General features: G+C 64.4%; 19 protein-coding genes and 1 pseudogene. 11 read left to right on the top strand and 9 right to left on the bottom strand.

From position 1 onward, the window contains the following. Positions 1-294: 294 nt before the first annotated feature. Positions 295-582 (bottom strand): DUF3175 domain-containing protein, encoded by a 288-nt coding sequence (locus AC0L3H_RS13460; protein WP_473585774.1) that lies wholly within the window; start codon positions 580-582, stop codon positions 295-297. Between the two features lie 273 nt (positions 583-855). On the opposite strand from AC0L3H_RS13460, the gene AC0L3H_RS13455 reads away from it, so the two are divergent. The 10 genes from AC0L3H_RS13455 to AC0L3H_RS13410 all read left to right on the top strand — a co-directional run bounded on the left by AC0L3H_RS13455 (position 856) and on the right by AC0L3H_RS13410 (position 10,100). Then, the gene (locus AC0L3H_RS13455) at positions 856-2,010 is read left to right on the top strand and encodes an MFS transporter (RefSeq protein WP_473585779.1); all 1,155 of its coding nucleotides are present in this window, start codon (positions 856-858) and stop codon (positions 2,008-2,010) included. Positions 2,011-2,149: 139 nt separating this feature from the next. Further along, a complete protein-coding gene (locus AC0L3H_RS13450) occupies positions 2,150-2,473 on the top strand; it encodes an ArsR/SmtB family transcription factor (protein ID WP_128247742.1) in 324 nt (107 codons plus the stop codon). Then, complete coding sequence (locus AC0L3H_RS13445; protein ID WP_473585773.1) at positions 2,470-2,880, top strand: SRPBCC family protein; 411 nt, start codon at positions 2,470-2,472, stop codon at positions 2,878-2,880. The genes AC0L3H_RS13450 and AC0L3H_RS13445 overlap by 4 nt, the downstream gene beginning before the upstream one ends. 124 nt (positions 2,881-3,004) lie before the next feature. Beyond that, positions 3,005-3,226 (top strand): hypothetical protein, encoded by a 222-nt coding sequence (locus AC0L3H_RS13440; protein ID WP_023798658.1) that lies wholly within the window; start codon positions 3,005-3,007, stop codon positions 3,224-3,226. 239 nt (positions 3,227-3,465) lie between these two features. Further along, positions 3,466-4,494, top strand: coding sequence for an HTH-type transcriptional regulator GntR (gene gntR, locus AC0L3H_RS13435; protein WP_473585772.1), 1,029 nt, complete (start codon positions 3,466-3,468; stop codon positions 4,492-4,494). A 326-nt stretch (positions 4,495-4,820) separates the two neighbouring features. Then, complete coding sequence (locus AC0L3H_RS13430; protein ID WP_473585771.1) at positions 4,821-5,945, top strand: sugar ABC transporter substrate-binding protein; 1,125 nt, start codon at positions 4,821-4,823, stop codon at positions 5,943-5,945. Between the two features lie 69 nt (positions 5,946-6,014). Further along, complete coding sequence (locus tag AC0L3H_RS13425; protein WP_473585770.1) at positions 6,015-7,583, top strand: sugar ABC transporter ATP-binding protein; 1,569 nt, start codon at positions 6,015-6,017, stop codon at positions 7,581-7,583. After that, the gene (locus AC0L3H_RS13420) at positions 7,580-8,560 is read left to right on the top strand and encodes an ABC transporter permease (protein ID WP_023798662.1); all 981 of its coding nucleotides are present in this window, start codon (positions 7,580-7,582) and stop codon (positions 8,558-8,560) included. The genes AC0L3H_RS13425 and AC0L3H_RS13420 overlap by 4 nt, the downstream gene beginning before the upstream one ends. Next, on the top strand, positions 8,557-9,543 hold the full coding sequence (locus AC0L3H_RS13415) for an ABC transporter permease (RefSeq protein WP_023798663.1): 987 nt from the start codon (positions 8,557-8,559) through the stop codon (positions 9,541-9,543). The genes AC0L3H_RS13420 and AC0L3H_RS13415 overlap by 4 nt, the downstream gene beginning before the upstream one ends. Before the next feature lie 29 nt (positions 9,544-9,572). Next, the gene (locus AC0L3H_RS13410) at positions 9,573-10,100 is read left to right on the top strand and encodes a gluconokinase (protein ID WP_473585769.1); all 528 of its coding nucleotides are present in this window, start codon (positions 9,573-9,575) and stop codon (positions 10,098-10,100) included. A 37-nt stretch (positions 10,101-10,137) separates the two neighbouring features. On the opposite strand, the gene AC0L3H_RS13405 is transcribed toward AC0L3H_RS13410, so the two are convergent. Then, positions 10,138-10,587 (bottom strand): RrF2 family transcriptional regulator, encoded by a 450-nt coding sequence (locus AC0L3H_RS13405; RefSeq protein ID WP_027154320.1) that lies wholly within the window; start codon positions 10,585-10,587, stop codon positions 10,138-10,140. 252 nt (positions 10,588-10,839) lie between these two features. After that, on the bottom strand, positions 10,840-11,826 hold the full coding sequence (locus AC0L3H_RS13400; protein ID WP_473585768.1) for a sulfate ABC transporter substrate-binding protein: 987 nt from the start codon (positions 11,824-11,826) through the stop codon (positions 10,840-10,842). Between the two features lie 290 nt (positions 11,827-12,116). Here AC0L3H_RS13400 and AC0L3H_RS13395 point away from each other — a divergent pair. Continuing rightward, positions 12,117-12,236: pseudogene (locus AC0L3H_RS13395) on the top strand (type II toxin-antitoxin system VapC family toxin); the annotation flags it as partial. Positions 12,237-12,253: 17 nt separating this feature from the next. Here the strand turns inward: AC0L3H_RS13395 and AC0L3H_RS13390 are convergent. From AC0L3H_RS13390 to AC0L3H_RS13365, 6 genes are all read right to left on the bottom strand, one after another. Beyond that, positions 12,254-13,294 carry a sulfate/molybdate ABC transporter ATP-binding protein gene (locus AC0L3H_RS13390; RefSeq protein ID WP_128175126.1) on the bottom strand — a complete coding sequence of 347 codons (1,041 nt, stop codon included), beginning with the start codon at positions 13,292-13,294 and terminating at the stop codon, positions 12,254-12,256. A 70-nt stretch (positions 13,295-13,364) separates the two neighbouring features. Continuing rightward, on the bottom strand, positions 13,365-14,249 hold the full coding sequence (gene cysW / locus AC0L3H_RS13385; protein ID WP_023798668.1) for a sulfate ABC transporter permease subunit CysW: 885 nt from the start codon (positions 14,247-14,249) through the stop codon (positions 13,365-13,367). Further along, on the bottom strand, positions 14,242-15,093 hold the full coding sequence (gene cysT, locus AC0L3H_RS13380; protein ID WP_027154317.1) for a sulfate ABC transporter permease subunit CysT: 852 nt from the start codon (positions 15,091-15,093) through the stop codon (positions 14,242-14,244). The genes cysW and cysT overlap by 8 nt, the downstream gene beginning before the upstream one ends. Before the next feature lie 32 nt (positions 15,094-15,125). Beyond that, on the bottom strand, positions 15,126-16,154 hold the full coding sequence (locus AC0L3H_RS13375) for a sulfate ABC transporter substrate-binding protein (protein WP_473585767.1): 1,029 nt from the start codon (positions 16,152-16,154) through the stop codon (positions 15,126-15,128). Between the two features lie 272 nt (positions 16,155-16,426). Beyond that, on the bottom strand, positions 16,427-18,532 hold the full coding sequence (pbpC, locus tag AC0L3H_RS13370; protein WP_473585766.1) for a penicillin-binding protein 1C: 2,106 nt from the start codon (positions 18,530-18,532) through the stop codon (positions 16,427-16,429). A gap of 192 nt (positions 18,533-18,724) precedes the next feature. Further along, complete coding sequence (locus AC0L3H_RS13365) at positions 18,725-24,205, bottom strand: alpha-2-macroglobulin family protein (RefSeq protein ID WP_473585765.1); 5,481 nt, start codon at positions 24,203-24,205, stop codon at positions 18,725-18,727. Positions 24,206-24,233 lie beyond the last annotated feature (28 nt).

The raw sequence follows: 24,233 nt of genomic DNA, 5'->3' as shown, positions 1-24,233 counted from the left end.
ACTCCCCGCGATCAACTCTTCACCACCGAGAAGCTCAATCGTCTCGGCCCAGCCGTCATCTACAAGCGATTCGTGAGTCATTGCAGCGTAGAATCACAGCCGATTCCCCGCTGCAACTCCTATCTTAGCGCATATGCCCAAGTGGGGGAGATGTCGAGTCTTGGCAAAGAGGGCAGGACAGAGGGGGCGCGAAGGATCGCTACAGAAGAGCGCCTTTATTCTGAGCCGTTGCATTCTTCGGCGGCTGTCACGGAATGGCTCCCAGGGTCTGCGCCGCGTCGCTTCGCTCCTTGCTCAGTGTTGTCTCGGGCGGCCAAACGCGGCGCGCAGTTCGTTCTTGGCGTCCTCCAGCACTTTCTTCTGCTTGGCCGGCAGGTTCGTGCCGGCGCGGTTAATGTAGAAATTCAGCATCGACATGGCGGACTGGAACGGCTCGGCCTTGCGCCGGTCGCTGTGCTCGGCCGATCGCTTCAGCGAGGCTGCGATCTTCTTGGGGGCGTGGGATTCGAAGATATGTTCCTCAAGGTCCAGCGCATCGCTGTGCTCGGTGACCTCGGCCGACCATTTCCTTTTCGCGGTCATGACAAGCTCCTTCTCCCTTCTATTGGCCTATTGGCGAGTTTGATGAAAAACTCCGGGACGGCGGCCACCGTTCCACTGCAGCTCAAAATCCCTGGAACCACGCATTTGCGCGATGTGGCGCTGCACGGCGCCGCCAATCCTGCCGATAGTGGTGTCGAACCCGTGACTTGCGCACAACCGCGGACAGGAAACGCCTTGACCACAACCGCCTCCAGCCGGCTGAGCAGCCCCGGCATAGACAGCGCCTATGCCTGGCTGCGGCTCGGCATCTCGATGCTGCTGGCGACGATCGGCGGTGTCGGCATGTGGGCGGTGGTCGTGGTGCTGCCCGCCATGCAGGCCGAATTCGGTGTCGATCGCGCCGCCGCTTCGATGCCCTATACCGCGACCATGGCCGGTTTCGCCGTCGGCAATGTGCTGGTCGGCCGCGCCATCGACCGCATCGGCTACTGGATACCGGCGCTCATTGCCTCGGTGACGCTCGGTACCGGGTTCCTGCTGGCGTCGCTGACCACTTCGATCCTGCAGTTCACCCTTGTCCAGGGACTTTTGATCGGCGTCGGCACGTCGGCGATTTTCGGGCCGCTGATCGCCGACATCTCGCACTGGTTCAACCGCCGCCGCGGCGTCGCGGTGACGGCTGCCGCCGCCGGCAGCTATCTCGCCGGGGTGATCTGGCCGTTGGCAATGCCCTACGTCATACAGAGCGAGGGCTGGCGCTTCACCTATGCCGCAATCGGCGTCGTCTGCCTCGCCACCATGCTGCCGCTGATCATGCTGCTCAAGCGCGGCGCACCACGTGCCGCCGCTCCCGGTTCACCCGGCAGCCGGCCGGTCCAGCCGATCACGCTGTCACCGGCAGCGCTGCAGGTGTTGCTCGTCGTCGCCGGCCTTGGCTGCTGCGTGGCGATGTCGATGCCGCAAGTCCATATCGTCGCCTATTGCATGGATCTCGGCTACGGCGTGGCGCGAGGCGCCGACATGCTGTCGATCATGATGGCGGCGGGCGTCGTCAGCCGTCTGGCGTCCGGCTTCCTTGCCGATCGCATCGGCGGCGTGAAAACCCTGCTGATCGGCTCGGTGCTGCAAGCCTTGTCGCTGTTGTTCTACATCCCCTTCGACGGGCTCGCGTCGCTTTACGTCGTCTCGCTGGTCTTCGGACTGTCGCAGGGCGGCATCGTGCCTTGCTATGCCATCATCGTGCGCGAATACATGCCCGCCAAAGAGGCCGGCCAGCGCGTCGGCATCGTAATCATGGCAACTATCTTCGGCATGGCAATCGGCGGCTGGATGTCGGGCTGGATCTACGATCTGACCGGCTCCTACGCCGCCGCGTTCCTCAACGGCATCGCCTGGAACCTGCTGAACATAGCGGCCATGGTGCTGCTGTTGTGGAAGGCGCGGCGCAGCGCCGCGGCGATGGCCTGAGCACTGACCCCGCTGGCCAGAGCGATGGCAGCGACATGGGGTAGGCCCCCGTGACGCGGAGCCCGGTCCAGGTTCCTGCTTGACGTACACATATCTCGGCGGTTATTGGATTCCAATAGCCAGAGAGTTATCGATTGCCATGTCACAGCCCCACGAGATCCTCTTCAAAACGCTTGCCGATCGGACGCGACGGGCCATCTTCGAGCGGCTGTGTCGCGACGGAGACCAAACCGTCGCGGCCCTGACCGCTCGGGCCGGGGTCTCGCAACCGGCCGTGTCAAAGCATCTTGGGGTGCTGAAGCAGGCCGGGTTGGTGCGCGATCGCCACGAAGGCCGCAACACGCACTACAGTGCGGAGCTCGGCGCCCTGGCGCCGCTGATCGACTGGACAAACCAAATGGCTGGGTTCTGGCAAAGCCGGTTCGACAACCTCGAAGATCTGCTCAAAAGGATGGACCAATGACCAATACCGAGATCGAAACGCGCGCCGTCATTGTTGAACGGGAGGTCGCTTTTCCGCCGGAAAAGATATGGCGCGCGCTCACCCAATCAGATTTGATCGAGGAGTGGCTGATGAAGAACGATTTCAAGCCAGACGAGGGGCACCGTTTCAATCTGAGCGCGGACTGGGGGACGGTCGACTGTCAGGTCCAGGCAGTCGAGCCCAACAAGACGCTGTCTTACACGTGGGATACCAAGGATCTCAGAAGTGTCGTCACGTGGACGCTCACCCCTACGAGCACGGGGACCCATCTGCGCATGGAGCAGTTGGGCTTCCGGCCGGATCAGCAGCAGTACTATCAGGGCGCCCAACACGGATGGCAGCGGTTCTTTGCGAAGCTGGAGCAGGTCCTGGCGCGAATAGAATAGGCGTGCCGGCGCCATACGCATCTGCGGGCGAAACGCCATGCCCAACAAGACGTCTGTCAACGAAACAAGGTAGCAAAAAAGCCGCCAAGCGGGTCGTGCGGCTCGTCTTCAGAGGAGGTCCCAAATGAACTGGAACACGTGGATCCGGCAATTCCACCGCTGGCTGTCGATCATTTTTACGGCGGTCGTCGCTGCCATCTTCATCACCTTGGGCGTAGGTGTCGAGCCGGCCTATTGGGTATATCTCATGCCGCTGATCCCGCTCGGCTTGCTCATGCTCAGCGGTCTCTATCTGTTCGCGTTGCCCTATGCCACGAACTGGCGCAGCGGACGACGCACGGCGTAGAAGACTGAGCACGGTGGACGACAAGACGCACGCGAACCCACCCACAGCCGAAATTCAAATGCCCGAGTTCGGGTAGCGTCCTGCGCGGTTCGCTTGACAATGGGGTAAGGCTGCGCGACGCCAGAGGGGTGTGGCAAGTCGGGTGCGGCAAGTCGGGTTGGCATGGCGACAGTGGCAAAGACGCTGAACAGCATTTCGCGGCCACGCTTCGGCGAGGGCGCCGCGTTCGGGACCAGGCTATGACCAAACCGCGCTCGCGCCGTGGCGGCGGCCGTCCGACGATCGCCGATGTCGCGCGCAAGGCCGGCGTCGGCGCCATCACCGTCTCCCGCGCCTTGCGCGAGCCGGGGCGCGTTTCGGAGGATCTGCGCCGCCAGATCCGGGCGGCTGTCGATGAACTCGGCTATCTGCCCGACCCGAATGCGCGAGCATTGGCCTCGGCGCGCGCCGAGGTCTTTGGCGTGCTGGTGCCGTCGCTCACCAACAGCGTCTTTGCCGAAGTGCTGCGCGGCATCTATGACAGCCTGTCGGACAGCTCCTACCGCATCCAGTTCGGCAACACCCATTATTCCGGCCTCGAGGAGGAACGGCTGCTGCAGGTGTTCGGCCCGCAGCGCCCGGCGGCGCTGATCGTGGCCGGCATCGACCAGACGCCAGTTTCGCGAAGACTGCTCGAGACGGCCGGCTGCCCGGTGGTGCAGGTCATGGAGACCGGCCCCGATCCGGTCGACATGATGGTCGGCTTCTCGCATTTCGATGGCGGCAGGGCGGCGACTGAGCACATGATCGAAATGGGCTATCGCTGCATCGGCTTCATCGGCGCGCGCATGGACCCGCGCTCGCAGCGGCGTCTGGCCGGCTATCGCGCGGCGATGGAGGCGGCCGGCCTGTTCGACGCGCGGCTTGTCACCACCACGCCGGTGCCGTCCAGCGTGACGCTCGGGCGCGAATTGTTTCGCGACGCGCTGGCCAAGATGCCGTCGCTGGACGGGGTTTTCTGCAACAATGACGACATCGCGCTCGGCGCGCTGTTCGAGTGCCACCGCGCCTCGATCGCCGTGCCGAAGACGATCGGCATCACAGGCTTCAACGATCTCGACATGATGGAAGTGGCTTTCCCCTCGGTCACCAGCATCCGGACGCCTCGCTACGAGATCGGCCGGCTGTCGGTCGCCATGGCGCTCGCGACGATTGCAGGCAAGCGGCCGCAACAGCCGGTCGTCGATCTCGGCTTCGAACTCAAGCGCCGTGAGAGCACTTCCCGCTGAAAGCACTGGCCGCTGAAAGCACTGGCCGCTGAAAGCGCTTGCAGGCATCGCGAAATGCCGCTTTACTCTACGTCATGGTAGCGCTACCAGTTTTATCCAGGCGAAAGCTCGCGAAACAGCGAAAGTCTGTTTATTATATATAAGCGACAGCTGATGCTTGTTTATTATGTATAATATGATAGTTTTTATTCCGGTTTACTGAGCCACGAGGGAGGATCGGGTTGGCATTCGGCCACCCTGAAAGCGCGACGGCAAGGCAGGAGGTGCCGAGCCAGGCACGCGAGACGCGTAAGAACAATCAGAAACTGCAACTGGGAGGAATATCGATGATCAAGTCACTCGTAGGTGGCGTCGTCGCCGCCACTGCATTCGTCATGCTGAGTTCGTCGGCGCTCGCCGAACCCGAAATCGTCGCGGGCCCATCCGCCGAGCCGGAATGCTTCGCGCCATGGGCCGCCGACACGCAGTTCTTCAAGTTCCCCAAGAAGGAAGGCCCGTACCGCATCGCGCTCGCCAATGGCTATATCGCCAACACCTGGCGCATCCAGATGGTGCAGACGGCAAAAGCCTATGCGGCGCAGCCGGAGGTCGCGGCCAAGCTCAAGGAATTCAAGGTCGTCTCGACCGGCGAAGACGTGCCGGCGCAGATATCGGCGATCAACAATTTCATCGATTCCGGCTATGACGCGATCGTCGTCAACGCGCAGAATCCGACGGCGTTCGGTCCGGTCATCAAGCGCGCCAAGCAAGCCGGCGTCGTGCTGGTCGCCTTCGACAACATCCTCGACACCAAGGACGCCATCAACGTCAATGTCGACCAGAAAGGCCTTGGCGAGTTGTGGGCCAACTGGCTGATCAAGCACATCCCCAATGGCGGCAAGCTCCTCGAGGTGCGCGGCGTTGCCGGCACGTCGGTCGACACCGACCGCCACAACGGCATCCATGAGGCCCTCGACGCTTCGGGCAAGAAGTGGGAGGTCACCGAAGTCGTCGGCAAATGGGACGATGGCGTCGCGCAAAAGGCTACGGCCGACGCGATCGCCACCAACGGTCCCTTCGACGGCGTCACCGGGCAGGGCGGCGACACCGGCATCGTCCAGGCGATGATCGACGCCAAGCATCCGTTCGTGCCGTTCGGCGGCGAAACGGAGAATGGCTTTCGCAAATTCTGCGCCAAGTTTGCCCCAGAAGGGCTGAAATGCTCGTCGGCCGGAACCGGACCCGCCCAGGTGGCGGTCGCCATCAAGACGGCGATCGCCGCGCTCGAAGGCCAGGTCGTCCCGCAGGCGGTGAAGCTGCCGCTGGCGATCGTCGAGGATCCGAACCTCAAGGAGGGCGAGGACTATTTCCCCGACCAGTCCGACAATTTCTTCGTCGGCAATTCCTTCCCGACCTGCGGCATCAATTTCACCGCGCAGGAAATCATGGGCCAGAGCAAGGAGAACCAGTAGGCTGATCGCTCGGCGCCGCGGGTATTCCGTGGCGCCGGTCCCGAAGAACAAGCGCCTTGGGAGGGGCCGATGGACGGTGCGGTTCCGCTCTTCCGCATGGAGGGCATATCCAAGCGCTATGGCGGTGTGCGGGCGCTGGAAAAGGCCGAGCTTTCGGTCACGCCAGGCAGCATCCACGCTATCCTCGGCGAAAACGGCGCCGGCAAATCGACGCTGATCAAGGTCATGGCCGGCGTCGTCGCGCCTGACGAAGGCCGCATGATGCTGGACGGAAGCGAGGTGAGCTTCGCGTCGCCGGCCGCGGCCAACCAGGCCGGCATCGTCTGCATCTTCCAGGAATTGTCGCTCGTCCCCGAACTCAGCGTCGCCGACAACATCGTCATTTCCGATCCGCCGAAACGGTTCGGCATGATCGACCGCAAGGCGCAGCGGCGCATCGCGGAGGAAGCCCTGGGGCGTGCAGGCGCCGCCGACATCCACCCACTGGCGCTGGTCAAGGATCTTCCGCTTTCAAGACGGCAGATGGTCGAGATCGCCAAAGCACTTGCAAGGAAGCCGCGCATCCTGATCCTCGACGAGGCGACCTCGGCGCTGACCGCGGCCGACGTCGCCAAGATTTTTGGCGTCTTGAAGCGGCTGCGCTCGGAAGGGTTGGCGCTGCTCTACATCTCGCATCGGATGAACGAGATCGCCGAACTGGCCGACCAGTGCACGGTGTACCGCAACGGCCGCAACGTCGCCAGCTATGCTGCGGGCTCGAAGAGCGACAATGAAGTCGTCGAGCTGATGATCGGCCGCGAATACAGCCATATTTTTCCACCGAAGCCGGTGCGCGCCCCGGCTATAACCGCTCCGGTGCTTGAGGCGCGAAAACTGTCGTGGACCGACCGGCTGGACAATATCTCGCTCACGGTCGGGGCAGGCGAGGTCGTCGGCCTCGGCGGTCTCGACGGCCAGGGCCAGCGCGAATTGCTGCTCGCCTTCTTCGGCGTGCTGCGCGGCCTCAGCGGCCAGATACTGATCGATGGCAAGCCGGTGGCGATCGCCAGCCCTGCCAAGGCCCGCGGTGACCGGATTGGCATGGCGCTGATCCCGGAGGACCGCAAGACCGAAGGCCTGATGCTGCCGATGACGGTGCGCGAAAACCTCTCCTTCGCCGCACTCGACCGGTTGTCCAGGGCCGGCATCATCGACCGTGCCGCCGAACAGCGGCTGATCGACGAAATGGTCGCCCTGCTGGCGATCAAGACGGCCGGCCTCGACATCCCGGTTGGCGCGCTGTCCGGCGGCAACCAGCAGAAGGTGGTCATCGCCAAATGGCTAATGCGGCAGCCGCGCATCATCCTGCTCAACGACCCGACGCGCGGCATCGACGTCGGCACCAAGCAGGAACTGTATCAGCTGATGCGCAAGCTCGCCGACCAGGGCGCGGCGATCCTGTTTTACTCGACCGACTATGACGAGCTGATCGGCTGCTGTGACCGGGTGCTGGTGCTCTATGACGGAGCGGTCAAGCGCGAGCTGGTCGGCGCCGAGATCACCGAGCGGGCGCTGATCGCCAGCGCGCTCAACATCCATGGCGAAGAGATGAAAGTCAAAGGCATGGCGAAGACGCCAGCCCGAGGAGCGGACGCGTGAAGGATTGGCGCTACTGGCTTGCCGAACAACGCGGAACGCTGCTGGCGTTCGGCATCTTCATCGTGATGTTCACGATCTACACCTCGAACCATCCGGCCGGCTTTACCGCCAATGTCGTGCAGACGGCTTCCAACAAAGGCGTGCTGCTTGCCTTCGTCGCCATGGCGCAGACGCTGGTGGTGATCACCGCCGGCATCGACCTTTCCGTCGGCATGATCTTTCTGCTGACCAACTGCCTGGCCTCATGGCTGGTCATCGGCACCGGCATCGAGACCGCGTTCGGTGTCGTCGCGGTGCTCGGCACCGGACTGCTGTGCGGGGCGATCAACGGCGCCATCGTCATCTACGGACGGCTGCAGCCGATCGTCACCACCATTGCCACCGGCGCGGTCTATTTCGGCATCGCGCTGCTGCTGCGACCGTTCCCGGGCGGTTCGGTCAACGAGGATCTTGCCGACGCGCTGACCGGGCGGCTGTTCGGCGTGGTGCCGGCGAGCCTGGTGGCGCTGCTGGCCATCGTGCTCGTCGTCTGGGTGCCGTTCAGCCGCTCGGTGCTTGGGCGCGCGGCCTATGCCGCAGGATCTTCGGAGATGGCAGCCTACATGTCCGGCGTGCCGATCCGCCGGGGAAAATTCGCCGCCTATGCGCTGGCCGGCCTGCTGGCCGCGATCGGCGGGCTGTTCCTGACCTTCTTCACCTATACAGGCGAGGCGGCCTATGCCAGCGGCAATGCCTATACGCTGTTCTCGATCGCCGCCGTGGTGCTCGGCGGCGTCTCATTGTTCGGCGGCAAGGGCAGCGCCATCGGCGCGATTTTCGGCGCGCTCGCCTTCCGCACCATCGGCGACCTGCTCTTCGTCTTCGATTTCGATCCGCTCTGGCAGCCGCTGTTCCAGGGCGTCATCCTGCTGATCGCCGTCAGCCTCGGCGCCTTCGCCCTGTTCAGGGTCCGCAACCGGCTGGAGTGGTTCCTGTGAGCGAAACGACCATCGCCGGCATCGCCGGCCGCATGCCGAAATTCATCCGCCGCGCCGACCCTGCGGTGCTGACCGCCTTTGCCTGCATCGTGCTGCTGCTGTTTGTCGGCAGCCTTTATTCGCGCAGCTTTCTGTCGCCGGAATATCTGCTGCAGCAGCTCAAGGTGGCGTCGTTTCTCGGCGTCATCGCCACCGGCATGATGCTGGTCATCCTGCTTGGCCAGATCGACCTGTCGGTGCCGTGGTCGGTGGCGACGGGCGCGATGATGGCCTGTGCGGCCGCCGCCTACGGCCCGCTCGGCGTGGCGCTGGCGATCCCGTTCGGCATTTTCTGCGGCGTCGCGATCGGCATCGTCAACGGCATCGGCGTCGCTTATCTGCGCATTCCCTCGATGATCATCACGCTCGCCACCAATGCCGTCGCCCAAGGGCTTATGGTGGTCTATACAGGCGGCTTCTCGCCACAGGATTCGGCGACCCGGGCGATGCGCTATCTGGCGACCGGCTTTGCCATTCCGGGCGTGCCCAATGCCGTCGTCATCTGGGCGCTGATCGGTGCTGCGATGGTTTTCGTGCTGACCCGCACCGGCTTCGGCCGCACGGTCTACGGCATCGGCAACCGCGAGCGCGCCGCCTACCTCTCCGGCATCGACACGCGGCGCGTGGTGCTGATCGCCTTCGCCGTATCCGGCGGGCTCTCCGCCTTCGGCGGCGTGCTTCTGGCCGGCTATGCCTCCAAGGCGGCGCAGTCGATGGGCGACGCCTATCTCCTGCCGTCGATCGCTGCGGTGGTGCTTGGCGGCACCTCGATCCTCGGCGGCCGCGGCTCGTATCTCGGCACGGTCGCGGGCGTCATCCTGATCACGCTTTTGCAATCCATTCTTTCCGTCATGCAGATGCCGGAGGCGGGGCGGCAGATCATCTATGGCGTCGTCATCGTCGCCATGCTCCTGCTTTACGGCCGCGCGCCGGCCAGCCGCTGACCCGCATCGTGGACGAAAAGACAGCACAAATGCAGAGCGATCGCATTCGGCTCGCACCGGCCGTCGTGGTGATGGGCGTCGCCGGCTGTGGCAAGTCGGCCGTCGGCGAAGCGCTGGCGGCGGCATTGGGCGCTGTCTTCGTCGAGGGCGACCGGCTGCATCCACCGGAAAACGTCGCGCGCATGGCAAGCGGCGAGCCGCTGACCGACGCATTGCGCGAAGGCTGGCTCGACGCGATCGGCCGGCGCATTGCCGGATCGGTCGGCGACGGGCAAGCCGTGGTTGCCGCCTGTTCGGCGCTCAAGCGCAGCTACCGCGAGCGTCTGCGCGGTTTTTGCCAGGACATTTTGTTCCTCTACCTGGAAATCGATCCGGCGACCGCAAAGCAGCGTGTCGGCTCCCGCCGAGGCCATTTCATGCCGGCAAGCCTGGTCGACAGCCAGTTCGCCACGCTCGAAGCGCCGGCAGCCGGCGAGAATGCATTGACGCTCGATGCGACGCGTCCGATCGCCGATATCGTCGCCGACGTCACAAGCCTGTTCGAGTCGGATTCATGAGGGGTCGCTGGCGCCGATTCCGCTTCAAGACGCCAGATCAGATCTGTGACGTCAGTTCGACTGGAAAATCGTCATTGTCGGCGTCGCGCATGGCGGCGAGGCTGCGATTGTCCAGCACCTCGGCGATCGCATGGCGCACCTCCAGCATCATGTTCCGGACCTGGCATGTCGCCTCGTCGCAATCATCGCAGCGCTGATATTGGGTGCGGCTGGCGCAAGGGATCGGCGCCAGCGGGCCGTCGAGGACACGCACGACATGGCCGATCTTGATCTCGGAGGCCGGCCGGGCGAGGCGATAGCCGCCTTCCTTGCCCTTGCGGCTCTGGACGAACCCGGCATTGCGCAATTCGCCCAAAATGGCATCGAGGAATTTCTTCGGGATGTTGTTGGCGACGGCGATGTCGTTGACGAACGCCAGCTGGCCGACCGGCAAGCCTGACAGATGCACGAGGGCCTTGAGGCCGTATTTGCCTTTTTTGGTAAGCATGCCCGATTCAGTTCATGAAAACCCCAACCGCCCGCATCTGGCGGTTGTTTGTGTGCAAATCATGACGTTTTGTCGCGCAATGCAGTTTCGCGAAACAAGCCGTCCGCGGGCACAGTAGGCACAAACACGTTGATTGTTCGTGACGTTTTGGACGGCGCGCTAGGAACGTGCGGGAAATCACCTGTCCGGAGCGCGAAAAACGAAGAAGGCCGGCAAAAGCCGGTTTTCTATCGATTTCGAAGATCGCTTGCTTCAGCGGCTGCCATAGGTCTGGTCGAGCAGTCCGCCGGCGGCGAAATGCTCGGCCTGGATCTTGGCCCAGCCGCCGAAGACATCTTCGACCGTCAGCAGCCGGACGTCGGGAAACTCGGCCTTGTATTTTGTGGCGACCGCTGCGTCGCGAGCCCGCAGGCCGTTGCGGGCGGCGATGTCCTGGCCCTGCGGCGTGTAGAGGAAGTCGAGATAGGTCTTGGCGAGGTCACGCGTGCCATGCTCGTCGGCGACCGTGTCGACGATCGCCACCGGAAACTCCGCCAGCAGGCTGACCGAGGGCGTCACCTGCTCGAACTTGTCATCGCCATACTCCCTGCGGACGCCGCGCGTTTCCGACTCGAATGTGATCAGCACGTCGCCGATCTCACGCTGCACGAAGGTGGTGGTGGCGGCGCGCCCGCCAGAGTCGAAGATCGGCACGTTGTTGAACAGCTTGGTGACGAACTCCTTGACCTTGGCGTCGTCGCCCTTGAAGGCCTCCTTGGCGTAGGCGGTGGCCGCGAGATAGGTGTAGCGCGCATTGCCCGACGTTTTCGGGTTGGGGAAGATCACCTGGACGTCGTCGCGCACGAGATCGTTCCAATCCTTGATGTTCTTCGGGTTGTCGGCGCGCACCAAAAAGGACGGCAGCGAATAGAAAGGCGAGGCGTTGTCGGGGAAGTCCTTCTGCCAGTCGGCGGAGATAAGCCCCTTCGAGACCAGGAAGTCGATGTCGAGGACCTGGTTGAAGGTGACGACATCGGCGCCGAGGCCTTCGGCGATGGCACGCGCCTGCGCCGACGTCCCGGCGTGCGACTGGTCGACGGTCACGCCGGGGTGCTCCGCGACGAAGGCCTTGTTGATCTGCGCAAACAGTTCGCGGCCGACATCATAGGACGCGTTCAGCAATTTGTCGGCCGACCAGGCTTGGGAGGATGCGAGGAACAGGCCGGCCAATGTGGCGACGCCAAGCAAAAATCGCTTCATGAAAACAGGACTCCGATGCAGTGCGCTTATTGCCGAACCATAGCGGCAAGGCATGGTGGGCGACGAGACACGTAGGAGGGCTCTGTTACGTTGTCGCCAGAAAATTATTCCTTTTCGGCGGTGTCTTTAGGTTTTTCTTTCAATGCAGGCGCAAGAGCCGCCGCTCGGTCCCGAGGACGACTTCCCCGGAACCGACGATATGCCTGTCAAATCCGAAAGAATTTTTTAATGCGGCTCATGCTGGACACCAACTTGTCAGCGACATGATCCGAAACCCGGCGGGCAGAGCCACTATTGGCCAAAACGACCTTTTTATTGCTGCCCACGCCTACGCGCTGGACACCACCGTGGTAACCGCCAACATGGGAGAGTTCAACCGGATCAAAGGCCTGAAGGTCGAGAACTGGCTAAGTAGCGCCGGAAGGGGTCAAGCGGCCGGAAAAAGCTTCCAGCGCCGCGGCCTGAACGCTACCCGGCTCTTCTGCGCCGCCGGATGGTCGACCGGCAGCTCGATCTCGACCCGCTGGCGCTCGCCGCCGATTTCGAGCTCCACCCGTCTGGTGCCGGCGACGCGGCGGCTGGCGGCGACCGTGCCGGCGATGCAGCCATTGCATTCGTCGACCAGGTCGACATCGTGCGGGCGGAAGAACAGCGTTGCTTCGCCCCGCGGCGCCTGCGGCGCCGACAGCCCGATCGGGCGATCGGCGATCCAGACCTGGCCGTCCTCGACCTTGACCGGAAGCGCGCTCGATTCACCGATGAAGCCGTAGACGAAGGGCGAATTCGGCGTGTCGTAGATTTCGTCGGCGGTGCCGACCTGCTCGATGCTGCCCTGGCTCATCACCACGACGCGGTCGGCAAGCTCGAGCGCTTCTTCCTGGTCATGGGTGACAAAGACCGTGGTGTGGCCGGTGGCGTCGTGGATGTCGCGCAGCCAGCGGCGCAATTCGCGGCGGACCTGGGCGTCGAGCGCGCCGAACGGCTCGTCCAGCAAAAGCACGGCCGGTTCGATCGCCATCGCGCGGGCCAGCGCCACGCGCTGGCGCTGGCCGCCCGAAAGCTGAGCCGGATAGCGCTTTTCCAGGCCGGAAAGCTGGACGAGGTCGAGAAGCTCTGAGGCACGGCGGCGGATTTCCTGCGCCGACGGCCGTGACGGCCCGTGCCGAACTTTTAGGCCAAAGCCGATATTGTCGGCGACCGTCATATGGCGAAACAGCGCATAATGCTGGAAAACGAAGCCGACATTGCGCTGCTGGATCGACTTTTGCGACGCATCCTCCTCGCCAAAGAAGATCTTGCCTTTCGTCGGCCGCTCCAGCCCGGCGATCAGCCTGAGCAGCGTCGTCTTGCCGGAGCCGGATGGCCCGAGCAGCGCGATCAGTTCGCCGGACTTGATGTCGAGCGAAACGTCGTGGAGCGCCGGAAACCGCTCAAACTCCTTGCGCACGTTGGCAACGCGAACTTCCATCAACCGTCCCTTTTTTTTGTCGATGCATGTCGTATTCCCAAAACCGCTGCACACTTTTGGGCGACATGCATTAGTGTCCGCGCGTCGCGGCGAGCTCGGCGCCGTAGCGCATCTCGAGAAGTGTTTTCAAGACCAGCGTGACCAGCGCCAGGCCCGCAAGCAGTGAAGCAACGGCGAAGGCGGCTGCGGCATTGTATTCGTTATAGAGGATTTCGACATGCAGCGGCATGGTGTTGGTCAGTCCGCGTATGTGGCCCGACACGACGGAGACCGCGCCGAACTCGCCCATGGCACGCGCATTGCACAACAAGACGCCGTAGAGCAGCCCCCATTTGACGTTGGGCAGCGTCACGTACCAGAACGCCTGCCAGCCATTGGCGCCGAGCGACAGCGCCGCCTCCTCGTCGCCATTGCCCTGTTCCTGCATCAAGGGGATCAGTTCGCGGGCGACGAACGGGAAGGTGACGAAGATGGTGGCCAGCACGATGCCCGGCACGGCAAACAGGATGACGATGCCATGCGCCTTCAGCCAGGCGCCGAACAGGCCTTGCGCGCCGAACAACAGCACATAGACCAGGCCGGAAATGACCGGCGATACCGAAAACGGCAGGTCGATCAGCGTGGTCAGGAAGGCCTTGCCCTTGAACTCGAACTTGGCGATCGCCCAGGCGGCGGAGACGCCGAAGACGATGTTGAGCGGCACCGAGATCGCCGCCACCAGCAGCGTCAGGTGGATCGCCGAACGCGTGTCGGGATTGGTCAGCGCCTCGGTATAGGCACCGATGCCCTTTGCGAAGGCTTCATTGAAGACGACGATCAGCGGCAACAGCAGGAAAATGCCGAGGAAGGCAAAGGTCACGATCATCAGCACGGCTTTCGCCGGGCGGCTTTCGGTCACTGCCGCCGACTGGCTTTCGTGGTGCGGTGCGTAGGATTTGATCTCCGGATCAGCCATAGCGCTTGCGGCTCCACGTCTGCACCAGATTGATGACCAGCAGCATCACGAACGACAAAGCGAGCATGATCGCCGCGATCGCGGTCGCCGCCGCATAATTGTATTCCTCGAGCCGGATGACGATCAGGAGCGGCGCGATCTCGGATTTGTAGGGCAGATTGCCGGCGATGAAGATGACGGAGCCGTACTCGCCGACGCCGCGCGCGAAAGCCAGCGCGAAACCGGTGACGATGGCCGGCGCCAGGCCCGGAAGCAGAACCCGGGCGATGGTCTGGAAGCGATTGGCGCCGAGCGTGGCGGCCACTTCCTCGACCTCCTTGTCGATCTCCTCCATGATCGGTTGGACGGTGCGCACGACAAAAGGCAGGCCGATGAAGATCAGCGCGATGACGATGCCGAGCGGCGTATAGGCGACCTTGACGCCGAGCGGTGCCAGCAGGCTGCCGAGCCAGCCGTTCGGCGCGTAGAGCGTGGTCAGCGCGATGCCGGCCACCGCCGTCGGCAATGCGAAGGGCAGGTCGACCATGGCATCGACGATGCGGCGGCCAGGAAAGCTGTAGCGCACCAGCACCCAGGCGACGATCGTGCCGAAGACGACATTGACCATGGCGGCAATGAAGGCGGTGCCAAAGCTGATTTCAAGCGCGTTGATGGTGCGGCGGTCGGTGGCGATCGCCCAGAAATCGGCCCAGCCAAGCGCGGCCGATCGCCAGATCAGCCCTGACAGGGGAATGAGGATGATGAGCGTGAGGTAGGCAAGCGAGAAGCCGAGCGTCAATCCGAAACCCGGAATGACGCTCGGCTGTCTGAACCGCCACCCCGCCTTGGCGGGTGCTGTGGTCATGTCGTCCTGATCTAGAGTCTAGCTAACTGGGTCTACTGGGCCGGCTTGTAGATCTGGTCGAATATACCACCGTCGCCGAAATGGTAAGGCTGTGCTTTCTTCCAACCGCCAAAAAGCGGATCGTCGATGGTGATCAGCTTGATCTCAGGCAGTTTGGCGAGGTCCTCTGGCGGTACCAAATCCGGCTTCGACGGACGATAGTGGTGCTTGGCGATCAGCGTCTGGCCTTCCTTGGAGTAGAGGTAGCTCAGATAGGCTTCGGCGACTTTTCGCGTGCCCTTGGCATCGACATTGGCGTCGACCACCGCGACCGGCGGCTCGGCCAGGATCGAGGTCGGCGGGTAGACGATATCGAAATTGTCGGCGCCGAATTCGTCGAGCGCCAGATAGGCCTCGTTTTCCCAGGCCAGCAGCACATCGCCCAGCCCCTTTTGCGCGAAGGTCACGGTTGCGCCGCGCGCACCGGTGTCGAGCACCGGAACATGGGCGTAGAGATTGCCGACGAATTCCTTGGTCTTGGCCTCGTCACCGCCATCCTTGGCGTTGGCATAGGCCCAGGCGGCGAGATAGTTCCAGCGTGCGCCGCCCGAAGTCTTGGGGTTCGGCGTGATCACCTGGACGTCGTCCTTGACCAGATCGCCCCAGTCCTTGATGCCTTTCGGATTGCCCTTGCGGACGAGGAAGATGATGGTCGAGGTGTAGGGCGCCGAATTGTTCTCGAATTTGTTCCGCCAGTCGGGATTGATTTTCTTCGATTTCTCGACGATGGCGTTGATGTCGCCTTCGAGCGCCAGCGTCACCACGTCGGCGTCGAGGCCGTCGATCACGGCGCGGGCCTGTGCGCCCGAGCCGCCATGCGATTGCTGGACGGTTACCGTCTCGCCGGTCTCGGCCTGCCAGTGGGCGACGAAGGCCTCGTCGAATTGCTTGTAAAGCTCACGCGTCGGGTCATACGACACGTTGAGGATGGTGGTATCGGCAAACGCGAAACCGAGCGTGCCGAACTGGACAGATGTGGCGACCAGTGCGCCGAGCAGTTTCCTGAAATGAGGATTGGTCATTTCCGCCTCCGTTGAGATTACCTCAATCTACTGAATTGGTAGAAATTAGATGCAATCAATGTTGCTTTTTTCGGCCTTATGAAGCAATTTTTCGCCGGCTTTCGGCATCACGAAGAAATTCTTTCCACGCAACACTGCAGTGCCGAATCCGGGCACATGAAGCAATCTATCTGGAAACAGGTCGCGCCTCGGCAGTGGCCTGAGGAGTCGAGCGTGTCCTGCTTACTCGCCGACCTAATGGAAAGCCAATTCCCTGAATCGCTTGGCGCATTCTATTCAACGAACACTTTCACGCTGGCCGCACGCCCGGCCGCGTCGATCACGGTCAGGGTCGAATAGCCGGCGCCGTCCGGCTGCCAGGTCGCGGTGCGCCGCCGGTCGATGCCGACCAGCGGCTTGCCGTTGGCCAGCCAGCGGAACGGGGCGCGGCCGCCTTGCAGCTTCAGCACCAGTGGCGTGGCGTCGGCGGTGGTGGCGGCGAGATCGACGTGGGCGCCGTCGGGCGGAAAGATGATCGTCGGCGCGGGCTCGGTCGGCGTCGCCTGGACCAGGCCGTCGGCGCCAGAACCGAAGCGCGCCAATGTCACCGGCAGATCGTCGCGCCTGGGTCTGGTGACGCCGGCCGGCTGGCCTGGCAGCGGCACGGCAGCCAGGCCGGAGCGGACAAAGCCCTCGAACAGGATCGGTGCGGCCGAGACATAGCCGGACAGGCCGGGCACCGCGCCGGCGTCGGGGCGGCCGACCCAGACGCCCAGCACATAGCGCCCGTCGAAGCCGACCGACCAGGCATCGCGGTAGCCGTAGGAGGTGCCGGTCTTGTAGGCGATGCCGCGCCGGGCGGCGCCCTCGGGCGGCTTGACGCCAGACAATATGTCGGTGATCTGCCAGTTCGCCTGATCGTTGAGGATGGTAGCGGTCGAGCGCTCGGCATTCGCCGGCTCGGTGCCGTCATGCAGCGTGTGTGCCTTGCCGCCATTGGCGAGCCCGGCATAGAGCTGGACGAGGTCGCGCAGCGTCACGCCGACGCCGCCAAGGCCGATGGCGAGACCCGGCGCCTTGTTGACGGGCAGGATCGGCGTGACGCCGGCCTTCCGGAAGCGCGCGAGCAGCCGCGCCGGCCCGACCGCGTCGAGAACACTGATCGCCGGCACGTTGAGCGACAGCTGCAGCGCCTGCCTGATGCTGACGTCGCCCTGATAGCCCATGTCGAAATTCTTCGGCCGATAGCCGGAGAAATCCGTCGGCCTGTCGTCGATCAGCGTTTCCTGCGCCACCAATCCCTGCTCGAAGGCGAGCCCATAGATGAACGGTTTTAGCGTCGAACCGGGCGAGCGGACGATCCTGGTCATGTCGATCCAGCCGGAGCGGCTGGCGTCGAAATAGTCGGCGGAGCCGACTTCGCCGAGGATGTCGCCGGTGCGGGCGTCGGCTAGCACCATGGCGACGGACAGGCGAGGGCCGAGCCTGGCGGCGGCATCCCTGGCCACCTGTTCCAGCCCTTCCTGGACACTCTTGCGGATCGTCAGCCGCAGCTTCTGGCCGGGGACGGCCCGGGGCAGCACTGCATAAGCGGCATGGGCGGCGAGTGCCGGCAACGGGCGGCGGCTGGCGGGAACATCGTCGAGCGCGGCACGTGCGGCCTCGCGCTCGCCGAGCAGGCCTGATGCGACCATGCGCGTCAGCACCCGGTCGCGGGCGGCTTGGGCGATTGCCAGGTTGCGGTCGGGCCGGCGCTTTTCCGGCAGTTGCGGCAGCGCGACGAGCAGCGCCGCCTCCGAGACGTCCAGCCGCTTCGGCTCCTTGCCGAAATAGGCCAGCGAGGCGGCGCGCACGCCTTCGAGATTGCCGCCATAGGGCGCCAGCGTCAGATAGCGTTCGAGGATCTCGCGCTTGCTGAGCCGCCGCTCGATCTGCAGGGCGCGCAGCAGCTGCTTGAGCTTGGAGCCGAGGCTGCGGCTGTCGCGCGGTTCCGTCAGCCGGGCGAGCTGCATCGACAGCGTCGAGCCGCCGGAGACGATACGGCCATTGGTCACGAACTGGCCGGCGGCGCGGGCCAGCGCCAGCACGTCGACGCCTCGATGGTCCCAGAAGCGCTTGTCCTCGTAAGTCACCAGCATGTCGACGAACTGTCTGTCGACCTGATCGAGGCGGGTGGCGAGCCGCCAATAGCCGTCCGGCGTGGCAAAGGCCCGCAACAGCTGGCCGTCGCGGTCCTGGACTTCGGTCGATACCGTCAGCGCCGCCGGCAGCGGCGGCGGAAAGGCGCGGTCGAGCTGCCAAAGGGTGGCGGCGGCGATTGCTGCGAAGCCGGAGAGGGAGGCGGCGGCGATGGCTGAACGGCGCAGGAATTTCTTGGAGAGCACGGCGCAGCCCCTCATCCGCCTGCCGGCACCTTCTCTCCGTCTAGCGACGGGGAGAAGGGGCTGTCACGGCCCACAGCGGCTTTTCTGCAGCGTTCGAGTTTGGCGAAAATTTCGGCGCAGGCCTCTTTCTCCCCGTCACTATACGGGGAGAAATGCCCGGCAGGGCAATGAGGGGCATCGCCATCGCCATGGTTCGCCATCTTTGCCTTACGGCGCCTTGACCTCCATCATGCCGGTCGCGGTGCGGCCCGAATATTGCGGCCGGTACATGTCCTCGACGGTTGCCGCCGGATGGGCATAGGTGCCCGGCGTCACCGCACGCACGACATAGGCGAGCGTGATGTTGCGGTCGCCGTCGCCGTCGTTCGGATTGAAAGCGGCGACGAAACGGTCGTCGCGGAATTCGAGATGGGCGGCGTCGGTCTGGGCCAGCCAGGAGAAATTCGACAATTGGGCGCTGGAAACCAGGCCCGGATTGTCGATCTCGAAGCCGGCCGGCAGCAGATCGGTGATCACCAGCCGCGACGGCCATTTGTTCTGCTCATAGATATTGAGCACGACGACATAGCGTTCGTTCTGGGTCGCCTGCGTGACATTGGCTTCGGTGCCGTCGAGCTTGTAGTAGGTGCGGCCGATGGTGAAGCCGTCGCCGCTGGCCGGCAGCGGCTGGATCGGCGAGGCCACCGTGGTGACGACCGCCTGCAACGGGTTGCTGCCGGTGTTGGCGACGGTCAGCGGGCTGTCGGCAATGTCGCTGCCGGTGATCTGGTCCGAATAGGCGCCGGCATGCGGCGCGCCATTGATGGTCAGCGCGATAGCATCATTGCCGGCCTTCAGGGCACGCGCCGCCAGCAGCATCCAGGACTCGTCCTGCGTGCTGGTCCATCTGACGGCGGCGCGTTCCTGCGTCACCCGCTTGATCAGCGCCGGCACGATCGTCGGCACTGGCTTGGATTCGGCGGCAAGCGCCAGCATCGCCGCGCCGTCACGCAGCGGCGAGCCATAATCGGACCTGTAGTAGTCGTATGCCGAGGTCGAATTGGCCAGTTGCAGGGCGGCCTGGAAGGTGGCTTCCGAGCGTTGCGTATCGCCATAGAGCGCCAGGCCCGCCGCCAATTGGGCGACGGCCATCGGGCTGGTAAAGGCTTCGAGCTGGGTGTCGGCATAGTAGCGCAGATCGCCGATCGAGGCCTTCTTGTTGCGGGCCAGCACGTAGAGCGCATAGGCGATCTCGCTGCCGCGATCCTTGACGTCCTGGTCGTAGCCGATCGCGTTTTGCAGATTGCTCAGCGCCTGGTTCATCGCCAGCGCCGGCACGTCGTATTTCTGCTCGCGCGCCCTGGTCAGGAAGTCGGTGACATAGGCGTCGAGCCACAAATCGCCGGAGCCCGGGCCCCACAGGCCGAAGCTGCCGGCCGAGGCCTGGTAGCTCAGCACCTTGTAGATGGCGTCCTGGATGCGGCCGTGCAGATCGACGTCGCTGGCCACGCCGGCGCCCGACGCCATCTCGTTGACATACAGCAGCGGCATGGCGCGGCTGGTGGTCTGCTCGGCGCAGCCATAGGGGTAGCGGTCGAGCGTCATCAGCAGCGATGGCACGTCGAAGGCCGCCGCCTGTGAAACGCCGACGCTGACCGAAGCGCCGTCGAGCAGGCTTGCCGCCAAGAGCTCCTTGTCGACGCGCAGCGAGCCGCCATTGCCCTTGAGGTCGACCACCATGCGGGTGGTCACCGGCAATTGCGCCGGGCGCACCGGGACATAGAGCGTCTGCTCGACAGCGGTGCCGTCGGCATGGGCGAGCTTGATGGTGATCGAAGCGTTCCCCGGAGCCTCAGCGATCAGCGGCACGGTCAGCGTCTGCCGCTTGCCCTTGGCCAGTGTCAGCTTTTCGGGCAGGGCGGCACTGCCGGTCGAAAGATCGCCTGACGTGTCGATCGACAGCGCATAGTCGCCCTCCGGACCGTCGGCGTCGGTGACGTCGAGCCGCATGACGGCCGAATCGCCGGGCGCCAGGAAGCGTGGCAGGCCGGCGGTGATCACCACCGGATCGCGCACGATCACGTCGGACTGGGCATGGCCGACCCCGTCCTCGGTCCAGGCGACGGCCATGACGCGCACGGTGCCGTTGAACTGCGGGATGTCGAAGTCGACCCGCGCCTTGCCGTCGGCGTCGAGCTGGACCGGACCGGAGAAGAAGGCGACCAGCTTTTCGGTCGGCGGGCTGCCTTGCGACTGGATGTTGGCGCCGTCGCCGCCGCTGCGCAGCTTGCCGGTCGTGCCCAGCGAGCCGTCGATCAGGCGGCCGTAGAGGTCGCGTACTTCAAGGCCGAGCATGCGCTGGCCGAAGAACCAGGTCTCCGGATCCGGCACCTTGTAGTTGGTCAGGTTGAGGATGCCGACGTCGACGGCCGCGACCATGACATAGGCGTTGGCGCCCGGCTGCACGCCGGCCACCGAAACCGGGATCGACAGCTGCTGGCGCGGCACGGTCTTGTCCGGCGGCGTCAGGCTGACGGCGAGTTTTTTCGAGCCCGGATCGACCTTCAGCCATTTGACGCCGATGGCGCGCGCCGGCATGCGGGTTTCCTGCGCCTCGCCCGGCCTGAACAGCGTTGCCGTGACATAGGCGCCGGCGCCCCAGTCGTCGTCGACCGGGATGTCGATGGTGCTGCCGCCGGCCGGCACGCTGGCGGTGACGGTCTTCAAGAGTTTGTCGGCGCCGATGGTGACGAGCAGTTCGCCGGCAAAATGCGGCGACACTTTGAGCTTGGCCACTTCGCCGGCCGCATAGCTGTCCTTGTCGAGGGCGATTTCGAGGCCGTCGGGCGTTTCGGTGGTGGTGGAGCTGACATACCAGCCGGCGTCGAACTCGTAGCTGGTCGCCGGGCCCTCCGGGTCAGACGTCTCGATCTCGAGCCGGTAGCGGCCCCAGTCGACCGGCAGCGAGATGGTGGCTTCGCCGTCGGCGGTTAGGTCGACCCGGCCGCTGGCCACCGACTTGGTGAAGGTGACCGGCTCATAGTTCCAGGAATTGCTGGAGCGGTACCATTGGTAGTTGCGTTCGACCTTGACCAACGACCATTGCGCGCCCTGCAGCGCCACGCGCTTGCCGTCGGGGTCGACGGCAAGCAGGCCGAACTTCGCCGTGCCGCCTTGCGGCACCTCGTCGCCGTCGAAATCCGGGCGGATGCCGATCATCTGGCCCTGCGGCCGGATGGCGATGTTGAGCGAGCGTTCGACGGCGCGGCCGCCGGTCTCGCGCATCCTGACCGTAACCTTGGCGTCGACCAGCCTGGTGGTCGAGGGCAACTGCTCGACGGAAACCGGGAAGGTCGCCTTGCCGTCGTCGCCGACCACCGGCAGGCCGGTGAACGGGGTGACCGACGGTTCCACCGACTGCTCGTCGGCGAGGCCGAAGGAATAGCCCTTGAAGCGATCCCAGTCGCGGGTGGTCGACAGCGTCAGTTCGCCTTCGAGCGCCAGCCCGGCGGCCGGCGCGCCATAAAGGAAGCGGCCGTCGACGGTAACGTTGGCGGTTTCGCCCTGCGCGATCTCGCGGCTGTCGGAGGACAGGTCGAACTCGATGCGGTCCGGCACGAAATCCTCGACCAAAAACATCTGGCTGGCGACCGCCGCCTGCTTGGGGTCGGTGTGGATCGCCACCGTCCAGGTGCCGCGCATGGCGTTGGGTTCGAGCGGCAGGTCGACGGCATGGCCGCCGGCCGATGCGCCGTCGCTGACGATGCGGCGGTTCTCGACGCCGTCGGGACGGGTGAAGATGAAGGTCAGCGGCAGGTTCTCGACCGCCTTGGCGGCGCTGTCGCGGGCAAGTGCTGCGACATGGACGTCCTCGCCGGCGCGGTAGATGCCGCGCTCGGTCCAGGCATAGACGTCGAGCGCGCCCGGCGCCGGACGCCCGGTGACGCCGCGATCGGAAAGATCGAAGCCGGCGCGGCCCATGTCGAGGAAGACGAAGTCGCTGTCACCCTGCCTGGCTGTCAGCACGGCCGGCACCATGCCGCCGTCGCCGCGCGTCAGTCCGGGGTTGAAGACGGCGCGGCCTTCCGCGTCCGTGGTCGCGGTGCCGAGGATCTCGTTGTTCCTGGCCAGCAGCGTCAGTTCAGCACCTGATATCGGCTTGGCGGTTGCGAGCGAACGGGCAAAGACGTTCAGCCCGTCCTGCCCGGTATAGGTCGACAGGCCGATATCGGAGACGACGAACCATTGCGTGGCGCGCGAATCATAGTCGTCCTCGTTCTCCTCGACCGGTTGCGCGGTCAGCACATAGACGCCGGGCTTGCGCTGCGGCAGCGCCTCGTCGACCGGGAAGGAGGTGGTGACTTCCTTGTTCAGGTCGTTGGCGATGTCGAGCTGGCCCTGCCAAACCGGCTCGCCCATCTGATCGGAAATGTTGGAGATGTCGTAGCCGTCAAGCTGGCGCAGGAACTGGTAGCCGGACAGAAGCTGGGTCAGCGAGCGATCGCCGATGCGAAAAAGCTTCATTTCGGCGGCGCTCATGTTGACGGTGACGACCGGGATGCCGCGGCGCGCGCCGGCCGGCAGAACGAAGCTGTCGCCGGTGAAACGGGCGGACGGGGCGCGGTCCTGCACATAGATCGACAGCACCACCGGGGTGGAGATCACCTCGCCGATGGCGGCCGGCAGGCCGGGACGGAAGGTCACGTCGTAATGCTGGCCGTGCTCGAGCCCCTCGACGCAGATCTGCTTGTCCTTGGCCTCGACGCCCTTGGGAGCGGCGTTGTCGACGGTGACGAATTGCGCGTAGTCGACGCCGGTCTTGACCAGGTCTTCGGAAAACTGCGCGCAGATGCGTGGCGCGCTGGTGTCGGCGTCGACCGTATGATCGACGACGCGGAAGCCCTTGCGCGCCTTGAGGTCCTGATAGGCGGCCGTGACCCAGGACGAACTGACCAGCGCGAGGCTCGCTTCGTAGGCCTGCAGCGCCGGCCGAGCGAGGTCGCGGCGATCGAGCCCGTCGCCAAGCAGTGCCAGCGCTTCGGCACGGGTTTTTGTGGTGCGCAGCAATATGTAGGCGTTGAAGCCGGCGGAGGTGGCGTTCGCCGGCAGGGTCGACGCCTCGGCGCTGTTGGCGGTCGGCTGCACGGCAAGTGTTTCCCGCGCCAGTTCAAGCCAGAGTTGGCCATCGTCGGGCAATACCGAAACCGAAGCCTCGTATTTTTGAACGGCCAAGCGGTGGTCGCCGGTCTGCGACGCTTGCCTTGCCGCCTCCCGCAGCGCCGTCAGCCCTTCGGTGGGCTTGGTGTAGGCCGGGCCGGTGAGCCTGTTGCGGTATTGCTGGGCCTGGTCGGCCATCCAGGCGGGGAAGAAGGCGAGCGCCGGCGGCGCGCCGATGTCGGGGTCGCCTTCGACGTTGACGACCTTGCCGGCGACGGCGCCCTTGAAGGGCTTCAGCGTGTTATAATCGGATTTGAGAAAACACCATTTGGCCTTGGGGTTGTAGGTGAAGGCGCGGCAGGCGGGATCGCCGAGACATGTCGTCGTGCACTGATCGAGGCTGACGTTCTGGTCGGATCTGAGATCGAAGCCGAAATAATCGGAATTGTCCGATGTCACCACTCGGCGCGCTTCGGCCGCTTGCGCGACACTGCCCCAGGCGAAAAAGAGAAGAAAAAGAATCGACAGACCACGAGCCGCGCGCATTGCCATGACACCCCTCCGGACACTGCTTACGTTA

It is taken from the genome of Mesorhizobium sp. WSM4816, from assembly GCF_055811535.1.
The sequence above is the reverse complement of the archived record's forward strand: the minus strand, read 5'-3'. Positions and strand labels throughout refer to the sequence as shown.

What these genes read in the sequence shown, in the direction of transcription:
- AC0L3H_RS13460 (WP_473585774.1), bottom strand. Translation starts at nt 582, where the DNA reads ATGACCGCGAAAAGGAAATGGTCGGCCGAGGTCACCGAGCACAGCGAT.
- AC0L3H_RS13455 (WP_473585779.1), top strand. Translation starts at nt 856, where the DNA reads ATGCTGCTGGCGACGATCGGCGGTGTCGGCATGTGGGCGGTGGTCGTG.
- AC0L3H_RS13450 (WP_128247742.1), top strand. Translation starts at nt 2,150, where the DNA reads ATGTCACAGCCCCACGAGATCCTCTTCAAAACGCTTGCCGATCGGACG.
- AC0L3H_RS13445 (WP_473585773.1), top strand. Translation starts at nt 2,470, where the DNA reads ATGACCAATACCGAGATCGAAACGCGCGCCGTCATTGTTGAACGGGAG.
- AC0L3H_RS13440 (WP_023798658.1), top strand. Translation starts at nt 3,005, where the DNA reads ATGAACTGGAACACGTGGATCCGGCAATTCCACCGCTGGCTGTCGATC.
- gntR (WP_473585772.1), top strand. Translation starts at nt 3,466, where the DNA reads ATGACCAAACCGCGCTCGCGCCGTGGCGGCGGCCGTCCGACGATCGCC.
- AC0L3H_RS13430 (WP_473585771.1), top strand. Translation starts at nt 4,821, where the DNA reads ATGATCAAGTCACTCGTAGGTGGCGTCGTCGCCGCCACTGCATTCGTC.
- AC0L3H_RS13425 (WP_473585770.1), top strand. Translation starts at nt 6,015, where the DNA reads ATGGACGGTGCGGTTCCGCTCTTCCGCATGGAGGGCATATCCAAGCGC.
- AC0L3H_RS13410 (WP_473585769.1), top strand. Translation starts at nt 9,573, where the DNA reads ATGCAGAGCGATCGCATTCGGCTCGCACCGGCCGTCGTGGTGATGGGC.
- AC0L3H_RS13405 (WP_027154320.1), bottom strand. Translation starts at nt 10,587, where the DNA reads ATGCTTACCAAAAAAGGCAAATACGGCCTCAAGGCCCTCGTGCATCTG.
- AC0L3H_RS13400 (WP_473585768.1), bottom strand. Translation starts at nt 11,826, where the DNA reads ATGAAGCGATTTTTGCTTGGCGTCGCCACATTGGCCGGCCTGTTCCTC.
- AC0L3H_RS13390 (WP_128175126.1), bottom strand. Translation starts at nt 13,294, where the DNA reads ATGGAAGTTCGCGTTGCCAACGTGCGCAAGGAGTTTGAGCGGTTTCCG.
- cysW (WP_023798668.1), bottom strand. Translation starts at nt 14,249, where the DNA reads ATGGCTGATCCGGAGATCAAATCCTACGCACCGCACCACGAAAGCCAG.
- cysT (WP_027154317.1), bottom strand. Translation starts at nt 15,093, where the DNA reads ATGACCACAGCACCCGCCAAGGCGGGGTGGCGGTTCAGACAGCCGAGC.
- AC0L3H_RS13375 (WP_473585767.1), bottom strand. Translation starts at nt 16,154, where the DNA reads ATGACCAATCCTCATTTCAGGAAACTGCTCGGCGCACTGGTCGCCACA.
- pbpC (WP_473585766.1), bottom strand. Translation starts at nt 18,532, where the DNA reads ATGAGGGGCTGCGCCGTGCTCTCCAAGAAATTCCTGCGCCGTTCAGCC.
- AC0L3H_RS13365 (WP_473585765.1), bottom strand. Translation starts at nt 24,205, where the DNA reads ATGGCAATGCGCGCGGCTCGTGGTCTGTCGATTCTTTTTCTTCTCTTT.